This is a genomic window from Moorena sp. SIO3E8, assembly GCF_010692445.1.
Taxonomy (GTDB): domain Bacteria; phylum Cyanobacteriota; class Cyanobacteriia; order Cyanobacteriales; family Coleofasciculaceae; genus Moorena; species Moorena bouillonii.
The window spans coordinates 38,274-60,729 of the sequence record NZ_JAAHHM010000027.1; the positions used below are offsets into that span (position 1 = coordinate 38,274).

Below are 22,456 nucleotides of genomic sequence, written 5' to 3' on the forward strand. Positions count from 1 at the left end.
TTGTCAAGGAGTTTTTTGCCACTCCAGAACAAGATGCTTGCCGAGAAGTCTCGGCTATCGTCAATGACGAAAAGCGAAACTATGTAATTGTTGCCCAGAAGTACCATCAAGGCTCAGCTGCTTTCACTATTGGGATTGATATTAGCGAGCGTCGGCAAGCTGAAGCAAAATATCGCAATATCTTTGAAAATGCTGTAGAAGGCATCTTCCAAACCACCCCGTCAGGAGGTTACCTCAGTGCTAACCCAGCTTTAGCTCGCATCTATGGTTATGAGTCCCCAGAAGTATTAATTAATACTGTCTCGAATATTGAGCAGCAACTTTATGTTGATCCGAACCGTCGCTCCCAATTCATCCAGTTATTGGAAGAAAATCCTACCTTAGTGGATTTCGAGTCCCAAGTCTATCGCAAAGATGGCAGTTTGACTTGGATTTGCGAAAATGCCCGTGCCATTAAAGATGAAGATGGCAATCTGCTGTATTACGAAGGTACTGTAGAAGACATCTCTGAGCGTAAGCAAGCTCAGGAAGCCTTGCAAAAAGCCAATGAAGTGTTAGAAACCCGAGTGGAGGAACGAACAGCAGCACTACGGGACGCCAATCATCAACTACGGATTGAGATTGTAGAGCGCAAGCACATCGAAGCAGCACTACGTAAATCCGAAGCTGAGTTGCGGGTGCTGTTTGGGGCGATGACAGATGTGATTACTGTTTTTGATGCTCAAGGACGATACATGAAAGTAGTCTCCACCAATTCTGAGGTTTTATATAGTCCAACGACCGAACTACTTGGTAAGAGTGTCTACGAGGTTTTTCCCCCCAAGCAAGCTGAACTTTTTGTCACCCATATCCGGCAAGTCTTAGATACTAAACAAACCCTGAATATAGAATACAGTTTACCTATAGTACATTATCAAGTAGGAAGTATTAAGGATGAAATTAGTTCTAACTCAGACTTGAATGGCCACAAACTTTCGGACTTCGATTCCAAGAATATAGGGCATCACACTAACAAATATTATCACAATTCATCCGATTATGAAAAATTTTCGGAATTCAATGGCCAAAAGCTAGTGGGGCAAACTGAAAAACCCTTTCATACTTCACACTTTAGAGGTGATAATTCCCAGGTGTGGTTTGCTGCGAGTGTCTCACCCCTGCCAAACAATTGTGTGATTTGGGTCGCCCGTAATATTACCGAGCGCAAACGGGTTCTAGATGCACTCCAGGAAGCTGAAGAGAAGTATCGTAGCATCTTTGAAAATGTGGCTGAGGGGATTTTTCAGATTACACCGGATGGGCAGTACCTGAGTGTTAATCCAGCTTTAGCTCGGATGTATGGCTACTCTAGCCCAGAAGAAATAGTTACTAAAGTGACCGATATTAAACAGCAACTTTATTTCAACCCCAACAGCTATGCTGAGTTTATTGCTGCGGTTGAGGAGCATGGTGCTATCTCGGATTTTGAAGCTAGGGTTTATCGACAAGATGGCCAAATCATCTGGACATCCCAGAATGCTCGTGTTGTGCGTGATGCTCAAGGGAAACTACTGTACTACGAAGGCACTGTAGCCGACATTACCAAGGGCAAACAGGCAGAAGCAGCGCTGAGAGCTGAACAAGAAAAGTCGGAACACTTGTTGTTGAATATTTTACCTCACTCCATCGCCCAACGATTAAAACAAGAGCCAAAAGCTATTGCGAATCGCTTTGAGGAAGTAACAATTCTGTTTGCTGATATTGTGGAGTTTACCAAGCTTTCTGCTCGCATCTCTCCCACAGAATTGGTTAATCTACTTAATCAAATTTTCTCAAGCTTTGACCAACTAGCGCAGCACCATGGATTAGAGAAAATTAAGACCATTGGAGATGCCTACATGGTTGTTGGTGGTCTACCAAACCCTAGGGATGACCATCCAGAAGCGATCGCAAACATGGCATTGGATCTGCAACAGGAAATTACTCGTTTCCAGCGGGATGATGGAGAACCATTCCGCCTGCGCATCGGGATTAACACTGGTCCTGTGGTAGCTGGGGTGATCGGTATCCAGAAGTTTATTTATGATTTGTGGGGGGATGCGGTTAATGTGGCATCTCGGATGGACTCTCAAGGGGAACCTGGGAGAATTCAAGTTACTGCTGCCACTTACGAGCGTTTAAGAGACAAGTATTTGTTTGAAGAGCGAGGAATTATTAATGTGAAGGGCAAAGGAGAGATGATCACCTATTGGCTGACTGGGCGAAAGTAAGTGATTGTGGAAGGTTGTTCGCTCTTGGCGTCCGAAGTAGGGTGGGTTGAGGGTTGTTCGCGTAGCGTGGCCAAAGGCCAAGGTTGAGGGTTGACCCCCTGCCGATCTTTGGGAGGATCAAAGCTTTAGTGTTAACTAGCAATTACCTGATTCATCTTCCATCGGCCTCTGCTCTATATATTTTTTTTGACTTTTTTGTAAAAACGTTTCACCAACATGCTAGCATTTTCAGCTTTGCTTGTCAGTAAATACACTTTGACACATCGTGCCGGTTTTTTGTGAAAGAGTTTGTCCAAAATTCATCCCACACTCAAAACGAAGTGTTGAGATGTGGGATGAATTTTGGCGGAAGCGAAGAAAGGGATAAGCTGTCTGTCACTATCCAGAATTCCAATAGGAATGCTGTATTATATAGTGTAATAGCCGGTGAAGCAAGTGTTTAATTTTAATTACAAATGACGAAATCAGTGTTGTGGTCAATTGCCCTATTTTCAATTGCCCTATCTGTACCTTTAGTCTTAGCGAAATCCCTGTCACCTGGCTCTGAGTTAGAAACATCTTCCTCAACGTCTTCTGCTCCAAATTCCCCAGATCAAGTTTCCCCTGAGTCGGATGGGTTGGCTAACTCAGAGGATACTCCCACATCCGAACTAACATCTACCGCCACAGCGCCAACAGCATCCCAATCTCTTACCCCCAAGGATGAGAATTCCACTGTCTCTAAGTCACCACCTTCAGCAACCCTAGCCCAAACTAAAGCTACCCAAGCATCAACCTCTAGCAAGCAAGACACTAAACAATCTACTGCTACTACCAAGGATAAATCCCAGGATAAATCGGATAAATCAGCCAAGACTGAGTCTTATAATCATAACAACCAGCCGCCCAGCCACTCTGAAGGAGCTACCAAAAATCAGCAACCAGCACCAAAGCCATTGAATGATGCTCCGATCTTAGAAATGCGAGTTGCTGTAGCCAATGGTGTTAAGTCTCTGGTAGTGGCTACTTCAACACCGGGTGAGTTGCTGGATGCTAGGGGTCAGCCCCTGGGTAAACTAACCGCCAATCAGGGAAGTAATGTTAAACCATTAGGGGACTATATTCAAATTGGTAACTATAAGACCCCCGCAGGGCTTTGGGTGAAGCCAACTAACGGAGGGTATGTATTAGTGGGAAATCGCTGGTATCGAGGGGATTTGCTATTGATTTCTAAGGGAGATAGCATCTTGGCAGTAAACTACGTTGACCTTGAGCTTTACCTGACTTCGGTGGTGGGAGCGGAAGTGTATCCTAGTTGGCCAATGGCAGCTCTGAAAGCACAAGCCATTGCTGCTCGCTCCTATGCTTTGGTTCATGCGATTCGACCTGCTAGTAAGTTCTATGATTTGGGAAACACTCAGCGTTGGCAAGTTTACAAAGGAATCAAATATGAGTGGAACACCACGGCTCAGGCAGTTCAAGAAACTCGCGGCATTTTTCTAAGTTACAAAGGTGGGGTGGTAGAATCCTTGTACGCGGCTTCTGACCATATTGTCAAAAATGTATTTGGTGGTCAGGGTATGAGTCAAACCGGAGCTCGTGACTTGGCTAAGCAGGGTTACACCTATCAAGAAATTTTAGGCAACTATTATCCAGGCACTAGTTTGGCTTGGATTGATACTGTTGAAGCGGATTACGATTAGAGTTCTGTGCCAATTGAGGAACCCTATTCTGAACAAATGGCAATTGAGCAACCCTATTCTGGAAATATGTGGATAAAATAGATATTTTGTTGTTTTCCACAGGGTGAAACTATTATGAGCCGTGCTGAAAAAGTTGTTCTAGCATATTCCGGTGGCGTAGATACGTCGGTTTGTATCCCTTATCTTAAAGAAGAATGGGGAGTAAAGGAGGTGATCACCCTAGCCGCCAATTTAGGTCAGGGAGATGAACTAGAACCAATCAGACAAAAAGCCTTGGACGCTGGGGCAACAGAATCCTTGGTTGCTGATGCGACCTACACCTTTGTCAAGGACTATGCGTTTCCAGCCATTCAGGCTAATGCTCTTTATGAAAGTCGCTATCCCCTCTCTACTGCTCTGGCTCGTCCCCTGATTGCTAAATTATTGGTGGAGGCTGCTGAAAAATACGGTGCAGATGCGGTAGCTCATGGTTGTACCGGTAAGGGCAATGACCAAGTGCGTTTTGATGTGTCGATTATCGCCCTTAACCCCAACTTGAAAATATTGGCACCAGCTAGGGAGTGGGGTTTCTCTCGTGAAGATGCGATCGCATATGGTGAGCGCTTTGGTATTCCCTCACCAGTGAAAAAGTCTTCCCCCTACAGCATTGACCGTAACCTGTTAGGGCGGAGTATTGAAGCGGGGGTGCTTGAAGATCCGATGGTAGAACCACCAGAGGAAGTTTATGCCATGACAAAAGCGATCGCAAATACACCAGACGAGCCAGAGTATATTGAAATCGGCTTTGAGGGGGGTGTTCCCACTATACTTAACGGTAATCTCCTTGATCCGGTTACTTTGATTAGTCAACTGAACGAGTTAGCTGGCAATCACGGTGTGGGACGGATTGACATGGTTGAGAACCGGGTAGTCGGTATCAAAAGCCGAGAAATTTACGAAACACCAGCCCTATCGGTGTTGATCCAAGCTCATCGTGACTTGGAAAGTCTGACCTTGACTGCTGATGTTACCCAGTACAAGCGAGGGATTGAAGACACCTACAGTCAAATGGTCTACAAAGGCTTGTGGTACAGTCCCCTTAAGGAGGCTTTGGATGCTTTCATTCAAAAAACCCAGGAGCGGGTATCCGGTACAGTCAAGGTTAAACTTTTCAAGGGTAATGCCGTAATTGTAGGACGTCAGTCAGAGAATTCTCTCTACACTCCGGAACTGGCTACCTACACCTCCGAAGACCAGTTTGACCACAAGGCTGCTGAGGGTTTCATCTACTTGTGGGGATTACCAACTCGGGTGTGGTCAGCAAAAACCAGGAGTTAGGAATTTTGGGTTACGGTAATTGGGTTACGGTAATCGTTAACTACCAATTACCGATTACCCTTAGCCAATCTCAATTAATCCCCCATGCCCAATTTCTGCCTACGAGACTCAAACCATTTAGGAACAACAATCGAGCCAATCACCAAGATCAGAGCAACAATCGCAAATTTAGATACCGAAGAGATTAATAGTTCCAGAGGTATCAAGCGTCCGCAAAAGTAAGATAAACTCACCATCACTGATGCCCAGATACTAGCACCAGCGAAATTGAATAATAGAAATTTCGGGTAAGGCATCTGAACAATCCCTGCCATTGGGCCAGCAAAGATCCGCAGTATTGCCACAAATCGACCAAAAAAAACTGCCTTAGCAGCGTTCTTACGAAATTCGGTTTTAGCCTCTGTCAGTTGTGCTTCTGTGATCCTGACTAAACCCCCAATTCGCAGTAGTAAGGGCCAACCACCGATTTTCCCAATCCAGTAACCACAGTTATCTCCTAAGACAGCACCAGCGATCGCAGAGCATAGGACTACCCAATAATTGAGTTCGCCGCTACCTGCACCGAAGCCACCTACCAGGGTAATGGTTTCTCCCGGTATGGGAACCCCAGCGTTTTCCAGGGCAATCCCAAAAAAAACTGCCCAGTAGCCATAGTCCTTAGCTATGTCCTGGACTGTTTCCAACGATAAAAGCTCAAAAGACATCCAGCGTTACAAAAATTAATACTTTTTAATATTTTGGCTCGATCGTGTCTTTTGTGTCAATTAAAGCAGTATTTTGAAAAATACTGGACAAACACAACCAGAACCAATTCGAGCTTTTATCAAAAGCTTGCTTGGTTAAATTAAAACTTGACTGGCGATGAATCCCATGCTGATCTTAGCTACAGAGTGGAGCTTATCGCCAGAATACCTAAAATTCACAATCCCATCAGGTGGGTACCAGTTCACCAGGACGAAGGTTTGCCCACTTCCCAGTTTCCTGCTTAAAGCTATTACACCCCACAACGTCCCATTCCATTTCGATTATATCTTCAGTAGAACGGATATTGACATTGATGGTGGGCTCAACCGCTTCAAAGTTGGGAGATTCCGTCAGGTGAGGTACCTGATGCTGGGTTTCCACAGCATGGTATGTAGTACACCGGTCTACGTAGTGGCAGTTAATGCAAATACACATTGCTTAAACTCCATTTCCTTTATTTTAGCATAGCTCAATTCAGAAATTTATTGGCTAGCTTATAATATCAAATACTTAAGTATTGGCTACTCTGTTTGCTACTTTTATAAAGTTATATGTTCGAGTTTACCACAATTGATATATAGTATTATTTCTGAGATTTCAGAAAATGACTAATGACTAATTACCAAACTGCTATATCACCCCAAAATTGGCCGTTTAACTGGGAGTTACTCCCTTCTGACGCTTGCTTGGTGGGTGGTGCGGTTAGGGATGCTCTGATCAACCGACAGTCCGATTACCTAGACTTAGATTTTGTTTTACCCACTAAAGCAGTACGGACAGCAAGCAAGCTAGCAAGACGTTATAAGGCAGGATTTGTGGTTTTGGATGCCGAGCGTCAAATAGCTAGGGTAGTGTTTGGCAACGCCACAGTTGACTTTGCTCAACAGGAGGGGGATAGCTTAGAGGCTGACTTACATAGGCGGGATTATACGATTAATGCGATCGCATTTAATCCCCACACCAAGGAATTCATTGATCCATTACAAGGTATCTTGGATTGCCGTAAAGGGATAATCCGGATGGTGTCACCAGAAAACTTACAAAATGACCCATTACGATTACTGCGGGCTTATCGACAAGCTGCTCAGTTGGGTTTTCAGATTGACCCAGCCACCCAGTCAGTGATTAGAAAGGTAGCACCGTTATTGAGCCAAATCGCAGCAGAACGAGTACGGACAGAATTGGGCTATCTCCTCAAGTCTCCTCAGGGTGTACCTTGGCTAAAAGCGGCCTGGGAGGATAATGTATTACGACCATGGCTGCCTGATGCCACCGCTGAATCTTTCGAGTACATGACAGCAATTAACCCATCCGCGATGGTACTGGCAGAAACCTGGCCTAAGCTTGGGGTGGAATTGAACTTAAAGGTGACTAAGCATTCTTTATCTTTGCTAAATTTGGCTAAGCTAGCAAATTTATTATCATCAATACCAGCAGTTGCTGAACAACAGCTGTTAGCTCTAAAGTACTCTCGTGTTCAGACTCGAATAGTAGTCAGGGCAATCCAACATTTGCCCCAATTGCTGTCTTATACTACTGCCAAGGATATCCCATTACGGGACCAGTATTTCTTCTTTCTTAACGTTGGAGCTGTCTTTCCTGTGGTAGCGCTTTTGGCAGTTGCCAGGGGCATGGCTGTGGATACTATAGCACCCTTGATTGAGCACTATTTGAATCCCAATGACCAGGTTGCCCATCCCACACCACTGGTTACTGGTAAAGATTTAATCAAGTCTCTTAAGTTATCCCCTAGTTCTAAAATTGGTGAGTTACTGACTGAGATTCAACTTGCACGGATTGAGGGCAATATCGATAGTATTAAAGGTGCTCTGGAATTTGCCGCCAAGCTGGACTCAATCAACTGTGGCTCTGAAGACAAAAACAAATAACACATGATATTAAATCCGATTAACTTATTATCATAAGCTATCAGCTATCAGCTATCAGCTATCAGCTATCAGCTATCAGCTATCAGTTATCAGCTATCAGTTATCAGCTTATGGGCTATGGACAGGCTACTTGAGGTGCTTATGGGCATAGGGTAAGCAAAGGGAAGAGCTTTTGAATAAAACAGGTAAGCATTAGTTTAATCTGAGTTATGGAAAGCTGTTCGCGTAGCGTGAGCTAAAAGCTCACGGCTGACGGCTGACGGCTGACGGCTGACCGCTGAATGCTTACATCAGCAGTCATTTTGATCGCCGATGGATAATTCGATCCACAATAAAAGCAGCGATCGCACCAACTCCAACACCAATCAAAATATGAAATAGCACAAACCAGAAAGTATAAGTCAAGCAAGGGTAGAGTCCAGCTTTAGGGCAATCTAAGGATTCCTTCCGGTCTAGTTTGATCAAGATCACTTCTAGAGGTTGTTTAGCGTCGCTTTGGGACGAAATACCACTGACGGCTAGACCAGTACCGACAAAGGTGATCCAAAGTTGTTGTCTTTTCTCCTGTTTTTCAGCTTCTTTGTCTCGGGCTCGATCAGCCTCCTCCTTATCTCTGAGGGCTTTTTCCAAAGCGCGATCGCGTTCTGCTTGTTCAATTTCCACAATACCTCTGATTGAGGAAATCGCTTTGTCTAATAGGCCAGAACTATGTCCAAAATAGCTTAAGTTTATTTTAATTTGCTCTTGATAAGTATGGCTTATTTTATCAGAAAATACTGACAAAATCCTTAAATCATCCTTTGGTAATTTTTCTTGAAGTTGTTGAAGCTTTTCGGAATAATTTTGAGCATTAATCTTCATTGTAAAGCTATAGCTTTCTAACTGTCCCAGCAAGTCTGAATAGTTCAAGTCTAGCTTCGGCAGTATTCTCAGCTTATGCTTAAAGTCCAACAGTTCTGCTTCAGATAATGATCTCTGATTATCTTGACTTTGAGTCGTGGCACAGGCTTCTAGCCTGTGATCTGTCGTTTTATCTTGACTTTGAGTCGTGGCACAGGCTTCTAGCCTGTGATCTGTCGTTTTATCTTGACTTTGAGTCGTGGCACAGGCTTCCAGCCTGTGATCTGTCGTTTTATCTTGACTTTGAGTCGTGGCATAGGCTTCCAGCCTGTGACCTGTCGTTTCATTGATTATTTTTTTGATATCTTGATATTGTTGTTTAACATCACTATACACGTCCCGGCTGATTTGATAAGCTCGAATAACTTTTTGGCGATAAAAAAATAAATCAATAAAGTTTTGATAAAACCAGCAAAAATTTTCATCTGCTCGGGCACTATAGTTGCCATTCACCTCTTCTCCTAAAAATAGCCAAACAAAAATTTGGCCATAGTCTTGAGATTTATCAGGAATGCCATATTCAAAAATAGGACTATCAAATAATTGACCTTCTTGATACAGCGGTGGACATTTATCCTTATCCTTTTCTCCCAGAAAATTCTGCACACACTGATCAGCTATCTCTTTCCATACATGGGAATCTTGCTGATGCTTCTGGGGTAGCCAAGCAGTTAGTAACAGAATTTGTCCTAGGGAACTGTTAATGTTACTGTTAATTTTACTGGGAAGAAAGCACTGGTCTGGATTAAAATAGTTGAATACAGTCAGGTCTACGTCTTCGGTTTTCTGATTATTCTCACGTTCAGGAATCCGAATATTTAAACCGAGAGCATAACTATCATAGATCTGGAGTGGACAAGCTTGACCAGTAATCGTTATTCCTTTGCCATTCTTCAGAGATAATTTTCCCTCCAACGGTAAGAGAATATTATCCGTTGTGGCTCCTTTTAGTAAAGCAATGCGGTAACCTTCGGCAACGTCTCTCAGGTCTAGCTTCTGTTGAATTTGGAATTTAGCACAAATCTGATCGTACTTGTGCCAAAGTAGTTGGCTGTTATAGTCGGTGTCTGGTTGGGAATCACTACTAGATAGATTCCGAAGATGGAAGGCAAAGAGATGAATATTAGGTGCGTAGATTTTATGAGTCATTGTTTGAGATTTTTAGTAAGCATTCAGGCGTCAGCCGTCAGCTGTCAGCTGAATGCTTATTTTATTCAATAGCTGTTCGCGTAGCGTGCGCGTAGCGCATAAGCTGATAGCTGATAGCTGATAGCTTACCTGACGGCTGACGGCTGATAGCTCAATGCTTACCCTTGTTTTGATTGCTGACTCTTGTCTTGATCCTGTTGATTAGTTTTAGCTTTAATAATTTCTTTGGTGGTTTGTCGCAGTTCAAATAGATTTTGAATAATACTTGCTTCAGAATTAGGCGGAAGCTTGGGCGAATTCTTTAATTCCTTATTAGTTTCAGCAAATGGGCGTAGAGTATCTCTGACTTCTGTATGGGTTTGTAACCAATTAGTTAGTATCTGATCTAATTCAGCTTCTGTTGGAGTGTCTAAAGTTACTAAAAGTTGGTCTAAGTCTTGCAAGTCTATAAGTTCAAATTTTTTCGAGTGAGTTTTTAGTGCTTGCGTAAAAACTTGGATAATTGCTAATATTTCCATGATTTTTGCGGTTTATTTATGTAACTAAAAATAATATTTTCCAATGGCGCAGTAAGCCGCCCAATAAAAAGGAGAATAAAAGGGAGTTTCTTCACTTTTAAAGAAACGGAGTTCTTTCTTAATTTTTTCCTTAAAGTTATTCTCCAAATTCAACTGTTTAGTTAACTCTTCAGCCCAATCTAACAATTCCTGTACAGTAGCATCCCGCAGCCAGAGTTGGGCTTGATTCAGGGCAAGTGCTAAGGACATTGGCTTTAGCAAATTCTGATAAAATTTAATCATCAACAACGCTGTCGATAAATCGTTTACCTTCCACAGGCTACTAACTACTGCTGGACTTCCGGCAACTAGGAAACCACTGGGTAAACCAACGTATTCATCGCTGGTGTTATTAAAATCGATTAATCCTGTTTCGCAAGCCGAAAGAGTGACCAGGCGACATTGTTCTAATTGTAACTCAAAGACTTCATCGATAGTCAGACATTGCTCTAGGTCAAATACTTCCTCTTCACTTATTCGTAAATAGCGCTCCGAATTGGGTTCAGCAGATGCCGGTTTCTGGGCATTGGCCAGGATTAGAGCCGATTTCCGTGGTTCTTGGTAATTAAAGTAACCGTGACAGCTAAAATGGACAACGTGGAATGTGTTGAAAACTTTGCTATCTATGGCGGCTTTGGTGGCAGCGTTTTCCACCAGAACTTCTGTATCTGGTGGTGAATTGAAGTAGCCTTTAATTACTTCTACTTCTAGGTTAGTGTAAACTAAATCAGCACTGGGATTTTGGACGGCAAACAGATGGGTAAAGTTGGGGCGTTTTCTGGTTTGAGCAAGTTGGAGTAGTTGACAGCTAGGAGCGTAACTTACCCCTGCTGGAAACTGTTCCATTATAATTTTAGATTTACCTTCTCCCTGCTTACTGGTAATCGGTAAAGCATGAAGGGGCAACAAATGTAAATACTGATAGGGGATTAAAATTAATCTATCGCACCTTTCGGTAATCTGCTTAATGATGTCATCAATGGACAGAATATCAGCCAGCTCATCTAGGCGGTTACTCAGGTCGTTTTGCCAATTATTTTTATTGATTTTATCAGCTTTGTAATCTCGTAAATACTCATCTTTCCAATTTACAAATTTGTCTAAGTCTTGTGGCTCAGATTGCCAAACTATTGGCTGTTGAGTTTCCCGGGTAAAGATGAACGTGAGCAGTTTATCCCCTGTAATGTAAAATTGTACAATAGCAGTGTGGTCATCTAAATTGTTCTTAAATTGCTTAAACTTAAAACTAGAACCGATAGGTAAATATTGGTCTTGTAAATCATTACGCTGCTGTCGCAATTCTTGAAGACGTTGTGCCAGGGCGGTTGGATTGTCAGCTTTGCCATGCTGGATTTCGTACTGGCCTGCTGCTATTTCATCCCTGTATTCTTCTAGTTTAGTAACAACTTCTGGGTGAAAGATGGTTTTCAGGTCACGGCTGATAATCTTGTCAACTAAATTCTGGGTTTTGCTCCGTTCAACATATTCAATGGCTTCTGTGATATTAGTTAATTCTAGGCAAACTTCCACCATACCTCGATAGCTTCGGTTGTACTTTTCAGCTAGTTTGGTCTTGTGCTCTTCTACTCCAGAACCAGAAATAATTTCATCTCGCAGGGATTCTACTGTTTTAATGGCAGCATCAAAAGCCTTGTAAGCTTCAGGGAAATTTTGAGCATCTTGGTAAGCAAGACCGAGATTGTTTTGAGTCGATGCCCAATTTTCGGGAAAAGCTTCACGGGTGTAAACGGCTAAGGCCGATTGGAAGCAAGCGATGGCAACTTCTAGGTTTTGTGCTTTCTCACCTTCGATTCTTTGAGCGTAAGCAATACCGAGATTGTTTTGAGTTGTTGCCCAATCAATAGGAAACGCCTCACGGGTGCTTACTTCTAAAGCCAATTGGTAGCAAGCGATCGCATCTTCTAGGTTTTGTGCTTTCTCACCTTCGATTCTGTATAAGTAAGCATTACCGAGATTGTTTTGAGTCGATGCCCAATCAATAGGAAACCCCTCACGGGTGCTTACTTCTAAAGCCAATTGGTAGCAAGCGATCGCATCTTCTAGGTTTTGTGCTTTCTCACCTTCGATTCTGTATAAGTAAGCATTACCGAGATTGTGTTGAGTCATTGCCCAATCAATAGGAAACCCCTCACGGTTGCGTACTTCTAAAGCCAATTGGTAGCAAGCGATCGCATCTTCTAGGTTTTGTGCTTTCTCACCTTCGATTCTTTGAGCGTAAGCACTACCGAGATTGTTTTGAGTCATTGCCCAATCAATAGGAAACGCTTCACGGGTGCTTACTTCTAAAGCCAATTGGTAGCAAGCGATGGCATCTTCTAGGTTTTGTGCTTTTTCACCTTCGATTCTGTCAAAGTAAGCATTACCGAGATTGTTTTGAGTCGATGCCCAATCAATAGGAAACGCTTCACGGGTGCTTACTTCTAAAGCCAATTGGTAGCAAGCGATGGCATCTTCTAGGTTTTGTGCTTTTTCACCTTCGATTCTGTCAAAGTAAGCAATACCGAGATTGTTTTGAGTCGTTGCCCAATCAATAGGAAAAGCTTCACGGGTGCGTACTTCTAAAGCCAATTGGTAGCAAGGGATGGCATCTTCTAGGTTTTGTGCTTTCTCACCTTCGATTCTGTTACGATAAGCATTACCGAGATTGTGTTGAGTCGTTGCCCAATCAATAGGAAACCCCTCACGGGTGCGTACTTCTAAAGCCAATTGGTAGCAAGGGATGGCATCTTCTAGGTTTTGTGCTTTCTCACCTTCGATTCTTTGAGCGTAAGCACTACCGAGATTGTTTTGAGTCATTGCCCAATCAATAGGAAACGCTTCACGGGTGCTTACTTCTAAAGCCAATTGGAAGCAAGGGATGGCAACTTCTAGGTTTTGTGCTTTCTCACCTTCGATTCTTTGAGCGTAAGCACTACCGAGATTGTTTTGAGTCCTTGCCCAATCAATAGGAAACCCCTCACGGGTGCGTACTTCTAAAGCCAATTGGAAGCAAGGGATGGCAACTTCTAGGTTTTGTGCTTTCTCACCTTCGATTCTTTGAGCGTAAGCAATACCGAGATTGTTTTGAGTCGATGCCCAATCAATAGGAAACCTCTCACGGGTGCGTACTTCTAAAGCCAATTGGTAGCAAGCGATCGCATCTTCTAGGTTTTGTGCTTTCTCACCTTCGATTCTTTGAGCGTAAGCAATACCGAGATTGTTTTGAGTCGATGCCCAATCAATAGGAAACCTCTCACGGGTGCGTACTTCTAAAGCCAATTGGTAGCAAGCGATCGCATCTTCTAGGTTTTGTGCTTTCTCACCTTCGATTCTGTATAAGTAAGCAATACCGAGATTGTTTTGAGTCCTTGCCCAATCAATAGGAAACCTCTCACGGGTGTAAACTGATAAAGCCAATTGGTAGCAAGCGATCGCATCTTCTAGGTTTTGTGCTTTCTCACCTTCGATTCTTTGATCGTAAGCAATACCGAGATTGTTTTGAGTCCTTGCCCAATCAATAGGAAACCTCTCACGGGTGAGTACTTCTAAAGCCAATTGGTAGCAAGCGATCGCAACTTCTAGGTTTTGTGCTTTCTCACCTTCGATTCTGTTACGGTAAGCAATACCGAGATTGTATTGAGTCATTGCCCAATCAATAGGAAACCTCTCACGGGTGTAAACTGATAAAGCCAATTGGAAGCAAGCGATCGCATCTTCTAGGTTTTGTGCTTTCTCACCTTTGATTCTTTCTAAGTAAGCATTACCGAGATTGTATTGAGTCGATGCCCAATCAATAGGAAATGCCTCACAGGTGCGTACTTCTAAAGCCAATTGGTAGCAAGCGATGGCATCTTCTAGGTTTTGTGCTTTCTCACCTTCGATTCTGTATAAGTAAGCATTACCGAGATTGTTTTGTGTCGATGCCCAATCAATAGGAAACGCCTCACGGGTGCGTACTTCTAAAGCCAATTGGTAGCAAGCGATCGCATCTTCTAGGTTTTGTGCTTTCTCACCTTCGATTCTGTATAAGTAAGCAGCACCGAGATTGTTTTGAGTCGTTGCCCAATTAATAGGAAACGCCTCACGGGTAAAAACAGTTAGTGCGACTTCATAGCCAGTGATAGCAATTTCTATATTACTGGCTTTATCACCCAAGGGGAATTCCTGAATTAGATTACTAAAGTTAACAATATCTGCTGCTAAGTCTTCCGCTTCATCTGCTTCCGCTTCCGCCAGCTTACTTGTTGCCCAATCTCGCAATTTTTCTGCTAACGTCTGATTAAGTTTGTCGATATTTGCTTTCAGTAATGGATAAACTACCTGCGCGTCACCATTACTGTCTGCGGTTGCTTGTATAACCTCTAAGAGAAAGTCAAGTTGGGCATCAGATGTATTGTCAGGCATTGCCATCAACTGCTATACAATAGTTATTGAAACATTATAGCGTTTCTTAAGAAGTCAGAATTCAGTGCGTAGGGTGGGCAAAATGATATTATCTAGAATTGTTAAAAGAACCAAAGGGTTTTTGCCCACCCGACAAGCTTTGCTGACTGGCGCGTAGCGCTATACCTAATTGCAACACTGAGATGCACCTAACCAGTCCTGCCATGTGAGAAAATTGTACTCGTTTATTAGCAACAAGTACTAGTTAATGAGAAACTAGTACTTGTTAAGAAGAAACCGATACCCGTTTGTTACACACCAGTACTGATTTTTGTAAACGAGTACTGGTGTGTGAGAAATTAGTACTCGTTAGGAAGAAATGGGTACTGGTGTGTGAGAAATGATTACCTGGTCTGGTGTATTGTTAACCCTTGAGCCTTATAGCCCTATTGCCTATTGCTTACTCCCTGCTCCCTAAAAGCCCAGACGTTGTACCTAACAGCAATTGCAAACCGCTGTATTGATAATTGTGATATTTTTGCCATCATGGAAGTAACTCCTATTTAGGTGGGAGGAAAACCGCGCTGGCCTCGCTTAATGGTTTTAACCAGCGCGGTTATTAGTCTCAGTCTCAATATCTATAGTATAGATAAATACTGAAAAAGATGCAAGGGGTAATTTATTTTTTTGACATTTATTTACAAATACTAGTGTTAGGGATTGATGCACTCAATTATGGATAAATTATGATAGCAATGTAAGTCTAGTTTAGGACATTTTTTTTATTTAAAAGGTAACAATAACGTAAGTATTCAGCAATCAGCTATCAGCTTAAGCGCTACGCGCACGCTACGCGAACAGCTATCAGCTAATGCGCACGCTACTAGATCGGTGCTTTTGAATAAGCGATGCAGCGCTAAATTTCTGGGGGGGTTTCCCCCCCTTGGCCAAGGGTTTGGTCTGATAGCATAGGATCACATCCGAAAGTTTCGGATATTCTTCTGACATAGGTCATTGAAATAGCTGTGGATAGTATTTCTACGGCTATTTTTTTTTTGAATTTAGAATTTAGAATTGATAATTAAGAATTAAGAATTAAGAATTGATAATTTAGAATTGAGAATCGGGAAGAGTGTGGTGCGGGGAGTGTGGAAATTTTATTATTTAGCGTTATGTAAGCATTCAGCTTCGATGTAAGCTAACATTTCCTCAAATTGTGAATCGTCCTGATATTTTCCAGCCAATTTTAACCAGGGATTTTCTTGAACTTATAATTCGTTATGGAGTACATTAAATACAGCTTTTTTTCCCTCTAAGGGTAATTGCTTTACTAACATGATGACTTGCTCAACTGTTATATCTAAGGTAGGCATACCGATGACGTCACGTTGTAAATTTATACTTGTTTTATTATAGTTTCAGTGGCTGGAACGGGCATGTTGGTGGCATGGGCATGTTGGTGGCATGGGCATGTTGGTGGCATGGGCATGTTGCTGTGGAATGGGCATGTTGGTGGCATGGGCATGTTGGTGGCATGGGCATGTTGGTGGCATGGGCATGTTGGTGGCATGGGCATGTTGGTGGCATGGGCATGTTGGTGGAATGGGCATCTTGCCCGTTATCAATCTTTGGCGAGCCGGTCTCTAAGCCACCCTACGCAATTCCCAACTCCCGACTCCCGACTCCCGACTCCCTGCTCCCGACTCCCTACTCCCTACTCCCTTTCCTAGATCCAATTACCAAATACTGCTTAAATCCAAAACAAAACCAGGGAGAACCTCTTCTCCAGATAGACTTGTCGGAAATTCTAAAATTTCTACTGGTTTCCCCTGACGATAAATCTCAATTCGCCTATTTTCCCGATCGATTAACCAACCCAAACGGGCTCCATTTTCTTGATACTCCTGCATTTTTGCTTGTAGCGATGCAGCGCGGTCTTGGGGGTTTCCCCCATGAGCGACTGCCGTGGTTTCCCCCATGAGCGACTGCATCAAGACATCTCTTGAGAGAATCAGTAGGAGAGCGCAACTCAACCACAAAATCAGGACACAAAGGCACAAACTTTTGTTTTTGCTGTAGAGTCAAAGTGTCCCATCTTTCTTTAGTTATCCATGACGCATCAGGAGAGCGGTCGGCATTATTAGGTAGTTTAAATCCACCAGAAGAGTCAAAAACAACCCCTAAATTATGCTTTCTATTCCATGCTTGTAATTGATAAATCAGATCAGCCTTGCGATTGCTGGTTTCTCCACCAGTTGGAGACATGATCACAATTTATCCCAATACAGTACGTTCAAAGCGATAGTCACGGTTATCTTGACAAAATTGCCAAAATTGCTCATCAGTTAGTTCAACGATTCCCTTTAAGTCTAGGGTAATGGTATCCATGATTATCGATCGTGATATATCTCTTTGGTTTTTAATATAGCGGTTTTCAATTAGGTGAGGTTTTTAGGGAACAGGGAGCAGGGAACAGGGAATAGGAAACATCACCTGCAACCTTGGCCAATAGGCCACGCTTCGCGAACAACCAGCTAACCTACCCGACACCGAACGCCAAGGGCGAACAACCTGCGATCGCATAAACAAAGCTAGACTAAGGACAATTACCCAAGTAACACTAGCGGGGAATCTCAACAATGCTCAAACCCAAATTAACCTTGATTGCTTTCCTATCAACCACTGGAATTGCCAGTGCTGTTTTGTTGGGTTCAGTTAGTCCAGCTGAATCTTGTATGTACAAGAAGTCCATTAACTACATAAGAGCTGAGCAAGTGAATTGGTTACGCTCTCCTTGGGCAGCGGTTATTACCTTGCCAGGATTAGCTATAGCAGCAGCTTTGTACCTGGGTAATCGCTATTATCTAAGCGATCGCCAGTAAGCTTGTCAGCATTCAGCCGTCAGCATTCAGCCGTCAGCTTTGTGGCACAGGCTTCTAGTTTGTGGCACAGGCTTCTAGTTTGTGGCACAGGCTTCGACGCATCGGACCTAACGTAGCGTGGCCAAAGGCCAAAGCTTACCTCTTTTATTCACAAGCTGATAGCACCTCAAGTAGCACCTCAAGTAGCGCATTAGCTGATAGCTGATAGCACCTCAAGTAGCATGGGCATTAGCTGATAGCTGATATAGCAATCCGTGTAGGAATTGTGCGAATTTTTGTTCCCTGTTCCCTACTCCCTACTCCCTACTCCCTGCTCCCTGTTCCCTGTTCCCTGTTCCCTGTTCCCTTGGCTATAGCTGATAGCTGATAGCTGATAGCTGATAGCTGAATGCTTACCAAAAAATTGATTAAAATAGTATAAACTATACTAGTCCTAAATCCGTGGATAAATCACTATGAGTCAGGAAGAGGAAGTAACTTATACCCAAAAAACAGAGCGCCTCCAAGCCTTTACCCAACTAATTAAGTCAGTCGCTCCACTGATTTGGACTGTAGTAATTATTATTGTATTCATTCCCTTAGTCAGCAAACTTATCATCCCCCATTCGAGCAATTCTGCTCAAATTCCACCCTCGACTGAATCAACAGTTGTTATTGAACCTCATCCCGACTTTAGTAAAGTTAATCAAGCAGTTGCTGATGCCGTAAAACAATCTCACGCCAGTGCTGAAGCATTTGCCGCCCAGGAGTTAGATGTTTGGGAAGCAGAGTTAATCCCCCGTGTAGATAGTTTTTTGGATTGGTATTTTGATTATTTCAATCAAAAAAAGATGGAACTTTCAGTTCCGTTTATGTGGGGAGCGTCGGCTATCATGCATCAAATCAATCCCAACCTTCCCTCTGGCAAGCAAGCCATTGACGCCAAACTTACCGAGACATTCCAAAAAGAATTTTCTAAACGAGTACTAGTTCCTCAGAATGCTCAAATGAGGATGGAACTAATCACGAATGATACGATTGAATTATATATGGCTGAGTTGGGCAACAATCTTAGTGACATCCAAAGCCAATATCAAATTACTCAAGGTCAGTGGGATAGATATATTAACGAAATTTCGACCACAATTAATGATACGGAAGGAAACCTATCCAATATTTCCTTGAAATTGTTAATTGGCGGTAGTGGTTACTTGGTAGCTAAACCTATCCTGGTTTCCATGGGAGGAAAAGTAGCGAGTAAAGTTAGCAGCAAACTAGCTGGCAAAGCCGCTAGCAAAATGGCCGCAAAAACTGGTGGTTTAGTGGCAACTGAATTAGGAGCAAGTATCATTGATCCCCTGGCTGGTATCGGTTTATTGATTTGGGATGTTTGGGATTACCGTCACACCCTGAAAGTAGAGAAACCTATTTTACGCAGCAATATATTAGGATACTTACAACAGGTCAAAAAATCTCTGTTGAACAATCCAGAAACTGGGATTATGACAGCAATTTATCAGTTAGAAGATGGGATTTTACAGTCAGTTGAATCGTAAGCGGTCAGCGGTCAGCAGTAGGGTGCGTTAGGGAAGGGCTCGCCCTGATTGTGTCGCGGTTGCCAGTGTTGGGATAGCCCGTCCGAAAATTGTAACGGGCAGGATGCCCGTTCCACCCACCGGGTCAAACTGATTACTGATTCCTGATGACTGAAAGCTTACCTTCAACATTTAACCTTGGCCAATAGGCCACGCTACGCGAACAACCTTGGCCAAAAGGCCACGCTACGCGAACAACAAACCTTCAACAAACCTTCAACTTTAAAAGATTGATGAATTTGGTCTATAAATGTGCCTAATCCCTTGACATATCCCCAAAAGTTAGAGTAGACCATCAATAATATATGCTTACAGTTTAAACCGGATTGGATATTACTCAACCTGGGGCATCCTATGGAAATTTCCTTAATTAAACAAGGGCAATTAAATGCCCAGAACTGGTCTGGCAATAACATCACACCAGACCTATCAGTGGTGGTACCAATCTACAATGAGGTGGAGAGTTTGCCCCACCTGATTGATGCGATCGCATCCAGCTTAACCGATACTCAGCTCAGCTATGAGCTGATTTGTGTCGATGATGGCTCTACAGATGGTTCCACCCAACTGCTCAAGGAGCAAGTCCTCTCCCGCCCTAATGTGCGAGGGGTAATTTTGCGTCGTAACTATGGTCAAACAGCTGCCATGGCAGCTGGGTTTAATTATGCTCGGGGTCGTGCCATTGTTACCTTAGATGGTGACCTACAAAATGATCCAGCTGACATTCCCATGCTGCTTGTCAAACTTGAGGAAGGCTATGACTTGGTTAGTGGCTGGCGCAAACATCGGCAGGATGCGGCTGTAACTCGCTTACTGCCATCCAAAATTGCCAACTGGCTGATTGCACGCACCACTGGGGTTAAACTCCATGACTATGGCTGTTCTCTGAAAGCTTATCGCTCGGAATTGGTAGCGGACATGAACCTCTACGGTGAGTTACATCGGTTTTTACCAGCCTTAGCATTTATTGAGGGGGCAAGAATTACCGAGTTACCCGTGCGTCACCATGCTCGTCGCTATGGTAGTAGCAAGTATGGTCTGGGGCGAACGTTCCGGGTGCTAATGGATTTGTTGACCATCTTCTTCATGAAGAAATTCCTCACCCGACCCATGCATGTATTTGGATTACTAGGTCTGAGTTCCCTAGGCACGGGCATAATCATTGGGGCTTATCTGACCATTCTCAAGCTAGGACTGAATCAAGAAATCGGGGATCGGCCTTTACTGATCTTGGCAGTACTTTTGATCTCGACTGGTGTACAACTGTTTAGTCTTGGTCTACTGGGGGAACTACTGATGCGTACTTACCACGAATCTCAGGGAAGACCGATTTATCGGGTCAGAGAAGTGGTGTCCTCTAATGTTGAGCAACCTTAGTGATATCACTTAGAAATCCAGTTGGTTAGTGGCTAACCAAAGTATGACCCTAAGCATATGCGCTAGCACGCTACACCGAACAGCTGTCAGCATTCAGCTGACAGCTGAATGCTGACCTCAAATTTAAATGCATATGAGGTTAGCCGCCAACCAAGGCGATTTCTTGAAGATTGGAAATTTTTAAAGATTATATGAAGTTAATCATCAAGATTTCAGTAAGAGCCAGATTAACCGTTGATTTGGATAATATCTCTAGGTTTTAATTAAATTAAAATTTTTTTTGATAAAAAATTGAGTCAAACCAGTTCTGCATAACACTTAGTTGTGCAGTAAGGTATCAGCATTCAGCTAATAGCTATCAGCTGAATGCTTATGGGTTAGATCCGATGGGTCGAAGCCTGTGCCACGCTACTAGATCGGTGCTTTTGAATAAAATAAGCTGACCACTGTTCCCGTAGCGTGAGCTAAAAGCTCACGGCTGACCGCTGTTGGCGTAGGGTGAGCTAAAAGCTCACGGCTGACCGCTGACCGCTGAATGCTTACTCGTATTGAAAGTTTTCAGCATAATAGTTGCAGCTTCGGCCGATAAGTATATAGATACTTATAAATCAGCTATTAGCACTCAGCATTAAACAGCTAGTGCCTTAGCTGCTGGATGCTTACTTTGGGCAGTAGGGCTCTTCCTCAGGGAATAAATTAGGAGCAGTTTTAGTTTCTAGTTAAATAATGCTTGAATCCCTTGGTATCTGTGCTTACCCTTAAGTCGTAAATTATGGCTAAGTGAGGGCTGTTAGTAATCGCTGAAATTAACCACAGGTTATTGTGAACTTCTATTAAACTTTACCGGAAACTTACTAAGCAATAGTGAAGTTTCCATAAATATGGCTTTGAAATGGGGCGCTCTTGATCAGAGTGCTTTATATATAGGGGAAGATAAACGTGTATTTAACGAGCAAAACTAATCGGCTTAGAGATCGGCTTGAGGTCAAAAGCAGCAGGGATAAATGGACTGTCTGGGATAATAAACCAGTCTCCTATGATCAACGAAATGTCAGTAGGATGAACATTCTATTGCTCGCTCCTCATCCGTTTTATCAGAATCGTGGCACACCCATCGCAGTCAACCTGGTCTTGAAAGTGCTTTCTGAACGGGGAGACAAAGTTGATGTCGTGACTTATCCTGAAGGGCGTGACATCAATTATGAAAATATCAAGATATACCGAACCCCTAAGCTTCCTTGGGTTCGGAATATACGACCAGGCTTCTCCTGGAAGAAAATCGTCTGTGATGTTTTCATGTTGCTTGCTGTAATTCGCCTAGTGACTAAGAAACGCTACGATTTGGTTCATGCTGGAGAAGAATCCGTCTTTATCGGTTTAGGGCTAAAAATCCTGTGTAAGATTCCCTATATCTATGACATGGATTCATCTATAGCCCAACAAATGATTGAAAAGTATCCTTTGCTACATATTTTTTCGTCAATATTCAACTTTTTTGAAGGAATGGCTGTGAAGAATGCCAAAGTTGTGGTTTCAGTTTGCGATGCTTTGGCAGCAGATATTCAAAAGTACAAGCCCAGGAAAACTGTAGTTATTCCAGATATATCGTTGCTTAATTCTAATCTTTAAAAAATTACTAAAAAGTATTTAAAGTTAGACTAAACCTTGAAAACCTCCAGACTTTATAATTGGAGGAAAATAAATTTACTAAGAATTGTTCATGATGAACATAACCTAGTGTTTGGATACCCTA

At 42.9% G+C, this 22,456-nt stretch carries 15 protein-coding genes and 1 pseudogene; 9 read left to right on the forward strand and 7 right to left on the reverse strand.

The features are described 5' to 3' along the window. The 3 genes from F6K46_RS14565 to F6K46_RS14575 all read left to right on the forward strand — a co-directional run. Positions 1-2,249: adenylate/guanylate cyclase domain-containing protein (locus F6K46_RS14565; protein WP_293117109.1), on the forward strand; the 2,249-nt coding region annotated here is incomplete at its 5' end. Positions 2,250-2,704: 455 nt separating this feature from the next. Beyond that, on the forward strand, positions 2,705-3,931 hold the full coding sequence (locus F6K46_RS14570; RefSeq protein ID WP_293060177.1) for a SpoIID/LytB domain-containing protein: 1,227 nt from the start codon (positions 2,705-2,707) through the stop codon (positions 3,929-3,931). Between the two features lie 114 nt (positions 3,932-4,045). Then, positions 4,046-5,248, forward strand: a complete 1,203-nt coding sequence (locus F6K46_RS14575) for an argininosuccinate synthase (protein ID WP_293060180.1) — start codon at positions 4,046-4,048, stop codon at positions 5,246-5,248. A 74-nt stretch (positions 5,249-5,322) separates the two neighbouring features. Here F6K46_RS14575 and F6K46_RS14580 read toward each other — a convergent pair whose 3' ends face one another. Both F6K46_RS14580 and F6K46_RS14585 read right to left on the reverse strand, forming a co-directional pair. Next, on the reverse strand, positions 5,323-5,952 hold the full coding sequence (locus F6K46_RS14580) for a DedA family protein (protein WP_293060183.1): 630 nt from the start codon (positions 5,950-5,952) through the stop codon (positions 5,323-5,325). Between the two features lie 226 nt (positions 5,953-6,178). Beyond that, a complete protein-coding gene (locus F6K46_RS14585; RefSeq protein WP_293038319.1) occupies positions 6,179-6,427 on the reverse strand; it encodes a Ycf34 family protein in 249 nt (82 codons plus the stop codon). A gap of 176 nt (positions 6,428-6,603) precedes the next feature. Between F6K46_RS14585 and F6K46_RS14590 the strand changes: the two genes are divergently transcribed. After that, positions 6,604-7,881 (forward strand): CCA tRNA nucleotidyltransferase, encoded by a 1,278-nt coding sequence (locus tag F6K46_RS14590; protein WP_293060186.1) that lies wholly within the window; start codon positions 6,604-6,606, stop codon positions 7,879-7,881. Positions 7,882-8,178: 297 nt separating this feature from the next. Here F6K46_RS14590 and F6K46_RS14595 read toward each other — a convergent pair whose 3' ends face one another. From F6K46_RS14595 to F6K46_RS14605, 3 genes are all read right to left on the reverse strand, one after another. Further along, entirely contained in the window at positions 8,179-9,930 is a 1,752-nt protein-coding gene (locus tag F6K46_RS14595) for a hypothetical protein (protein WP_293060190.1), read from the reverse strand. Between the two features lie 158 nt (positions 9,931-10,088). Next, the gene (locus tag F6K46_RS14600) at positions 10,089-10,448 is read right to left on the reverse strand and encodes a hypothetical protein (RefSeq protein ID WP_293060193.1); all 360 of its coding nucleotides are present in this window, start codon (positions 10,446-10,448) and stop codon (positions 10,089-10,091) included. Between the two features lie 24 nt (positions 10,449-10,472). Continuing rightward, positions 10,473-14,897: a CHAT domain-containing tetratricopeptide repeat protein gene (locus F6K46_RS14605; protein ID WP_293060195.1), complete on the reverse strand. Its 4,425-nt coding sequence runs from the start codon at positions 14,895-14,897 to the stop codon at positions 10,473-10,475. A gap of 1,394 nt (positions 14,898-16,291) precedes the next feature. Between F6K46_RS14605 and F6K46_RS14610 the strand changes: the two genes are divergently transcribed. Further along, a complete protein-coding gene (locus tag F6K46_RS14610) occupies positions 16,292-16,600 on the forward strand; it encodes a hypothetical protein (RefSeq protein ID WP_293117112.1) in 309 nt (102 codons plus the stop codon). Positions 16,601-16,606: 6 nt separating this feature from the next. Here the strand turns inward: F6K46_RS14610 and F6K46_RS14615 are convergent. Both F6K46_RS14615 and F6K46_RS14620 read right to left on the reverse strand, forming a co-directional pair. Next, positions 16,607-17,135: pseudogene (locus F6K46_RS14615) on the reverse strand (Uma2 family endonuclease). A 186-nt stretch (positions 17,136-17,321) separates the two neighbouring features. Next, positions 17,322-17,510 carry a hypothetical protein gene (locus F6K46_RS14620; RefSeq protein ID WP_293039986.1) on the reverse strand — a complete coding sequence of 63 codons (189 nt, stop codon included), beginning with the start codon at positions 17,508-17,510 and terminating at the stop codon, positions 17,322-17,324. Here F6K46_RS14620 and F6K46_RS14625 point away from each other — a divergent pair. The 4 genes from F6K46_RS14625 (at position 17,510) to F6K46_RS14640 (ending at position 22,332) form a co-directional block, all read left to right on the forward strand. After that, positions 17,510-17,752: a hypothetical protein gene (locus F6K46_RS14625; protein ID WP_075898082.1), complete on the forward strand. Its 243-nt coding sequence runs from the start codon at positions 17,510-17,512 to the stop codon at positions 17,750-17,752. The genes F6K46_RS14620 and F6K46_RS14625 overlap by 1 nt on opposite strands. A 455-nt stretch (positions 17,753-18,207) precedes the next feature. Further along, complete coding sequence (locus F6K46_RS14630) at positions 18,208-19,287, forward strand: hypothetical protein (protein WP_293064073.1); 1,080 nt, start codon at positions 18,208-18,210, stop codon at positions 19,285-19,287. A 393-nt stretch (positions 19,288-19,680) separates the two neighbouring features. Next, positions 19,681-20,703, forward strand: a complete 1,023-nt coding sequence (locus tag F6K46_RS14635; protein WP_293018320.1) for a glycosyltransferase family 2 protein — start codon at positions 19,681-19,683, stop codon at positions 20,701-20,703. A 1,059-nt stretch (positions 20,704-21,762) separates the two neighbouring features. Beyond that, positions 21,763-22,332, forward strand: a complete 570-nt coding sequence (locus F6K46_RS14640; protein ID WP_293064076.1) for a glycosyltransferase family 4 protein — start codon at positions 21,763-21,765, stop codon at positions 22,330-22,332. Positions 22,333-22,456: the final 124 nt, after the last annotated feature.

Bases quoted from the DNA above. Each gene is read 5' to 3' on its own strand.
- F6K46_RS14570 (WP_293060177.1), top strand. From the start codon at position 2,705: ATGACGAAATCAGTGTTGTGGTCAATTGCCCTATTTTCAATTGCCCTA.
- F6K46_RS14575 (WP_293060180.1), top strand. From the start codon at position 4,046: ATGAGCCGTGCTGAAAAAGTTGTTCTAGCATATTCCGGTGGCGTAGAT.
- F6K46_RS14580 (WP_293060183.1), bottom strand. From the start codon at position 5,952: ATGTCTTTTGAGCTTTTATCGTTGGAAACAGTCCAGGACATAGCTAAG.
- F6K46_RS14585 (WP_293038319.1), bottom strand. From the start codon at position 6,427: ATGTGTATTTGCATTAACTGCCACTACGTAGACCGGTGTACTACATAC.
- F6K46_RS14590 (WP_293060186.1), top strand. From the start codon at position 6,604: ATGACTAATTACCAAACTGCTATATCACCCCAAAATTGGCCGTTTAAC.
- F6K46_RS14595 (WP_293060190.1), bottom strand. From the start codon at position 9,930: ATGACTCATAAAATCTACGCACCTAATATTCATCTCTTTGCCTTCCAT.
- F6K46_RS14600 (WP_293060193.1), bottom strand. From the start codon at position 10,448: ATGGAAATATTAGCAATTATCCAAGTTTTTACGCAAGCACTAAAAACT.
- F6K46_RS14605 (WP_293060195.1), bottom strand. From the start codon at position 14,897: ATGGCAATGCCTGACAATACATCTGATGCCCAACTTGACTTTCTCTTA.
- F6K46_RS14625 (WP_075898082.1), top strand. From the start codon at position 17,510: ATGCTCAAACCCAAATTAACCTTGATTGCTTTCCTATCAACCACTGGA.
- F6K46_RS14630 (WP_293064073.1), top strand. From the start codon at position 18,208: ATGAGTCAGGAAGAGGAAGTAACTTATACCCAAAAAACAGAGCGCCTC.
- F6K46_RS14635 (WP_293018320.1), top strand. From the start codon at position 19,681: ATGGAAATTTCCTTAATTAAACAAGGGCAATTAAATGCCCAGAACTGG.
- F6K46_RS14640 (WP_293064076.1), top strand. From the start codon at position 21,763: ATGAACATTCTATTGCTCGCTCCTCATCCGTTTTATCAGAATCGTGGC.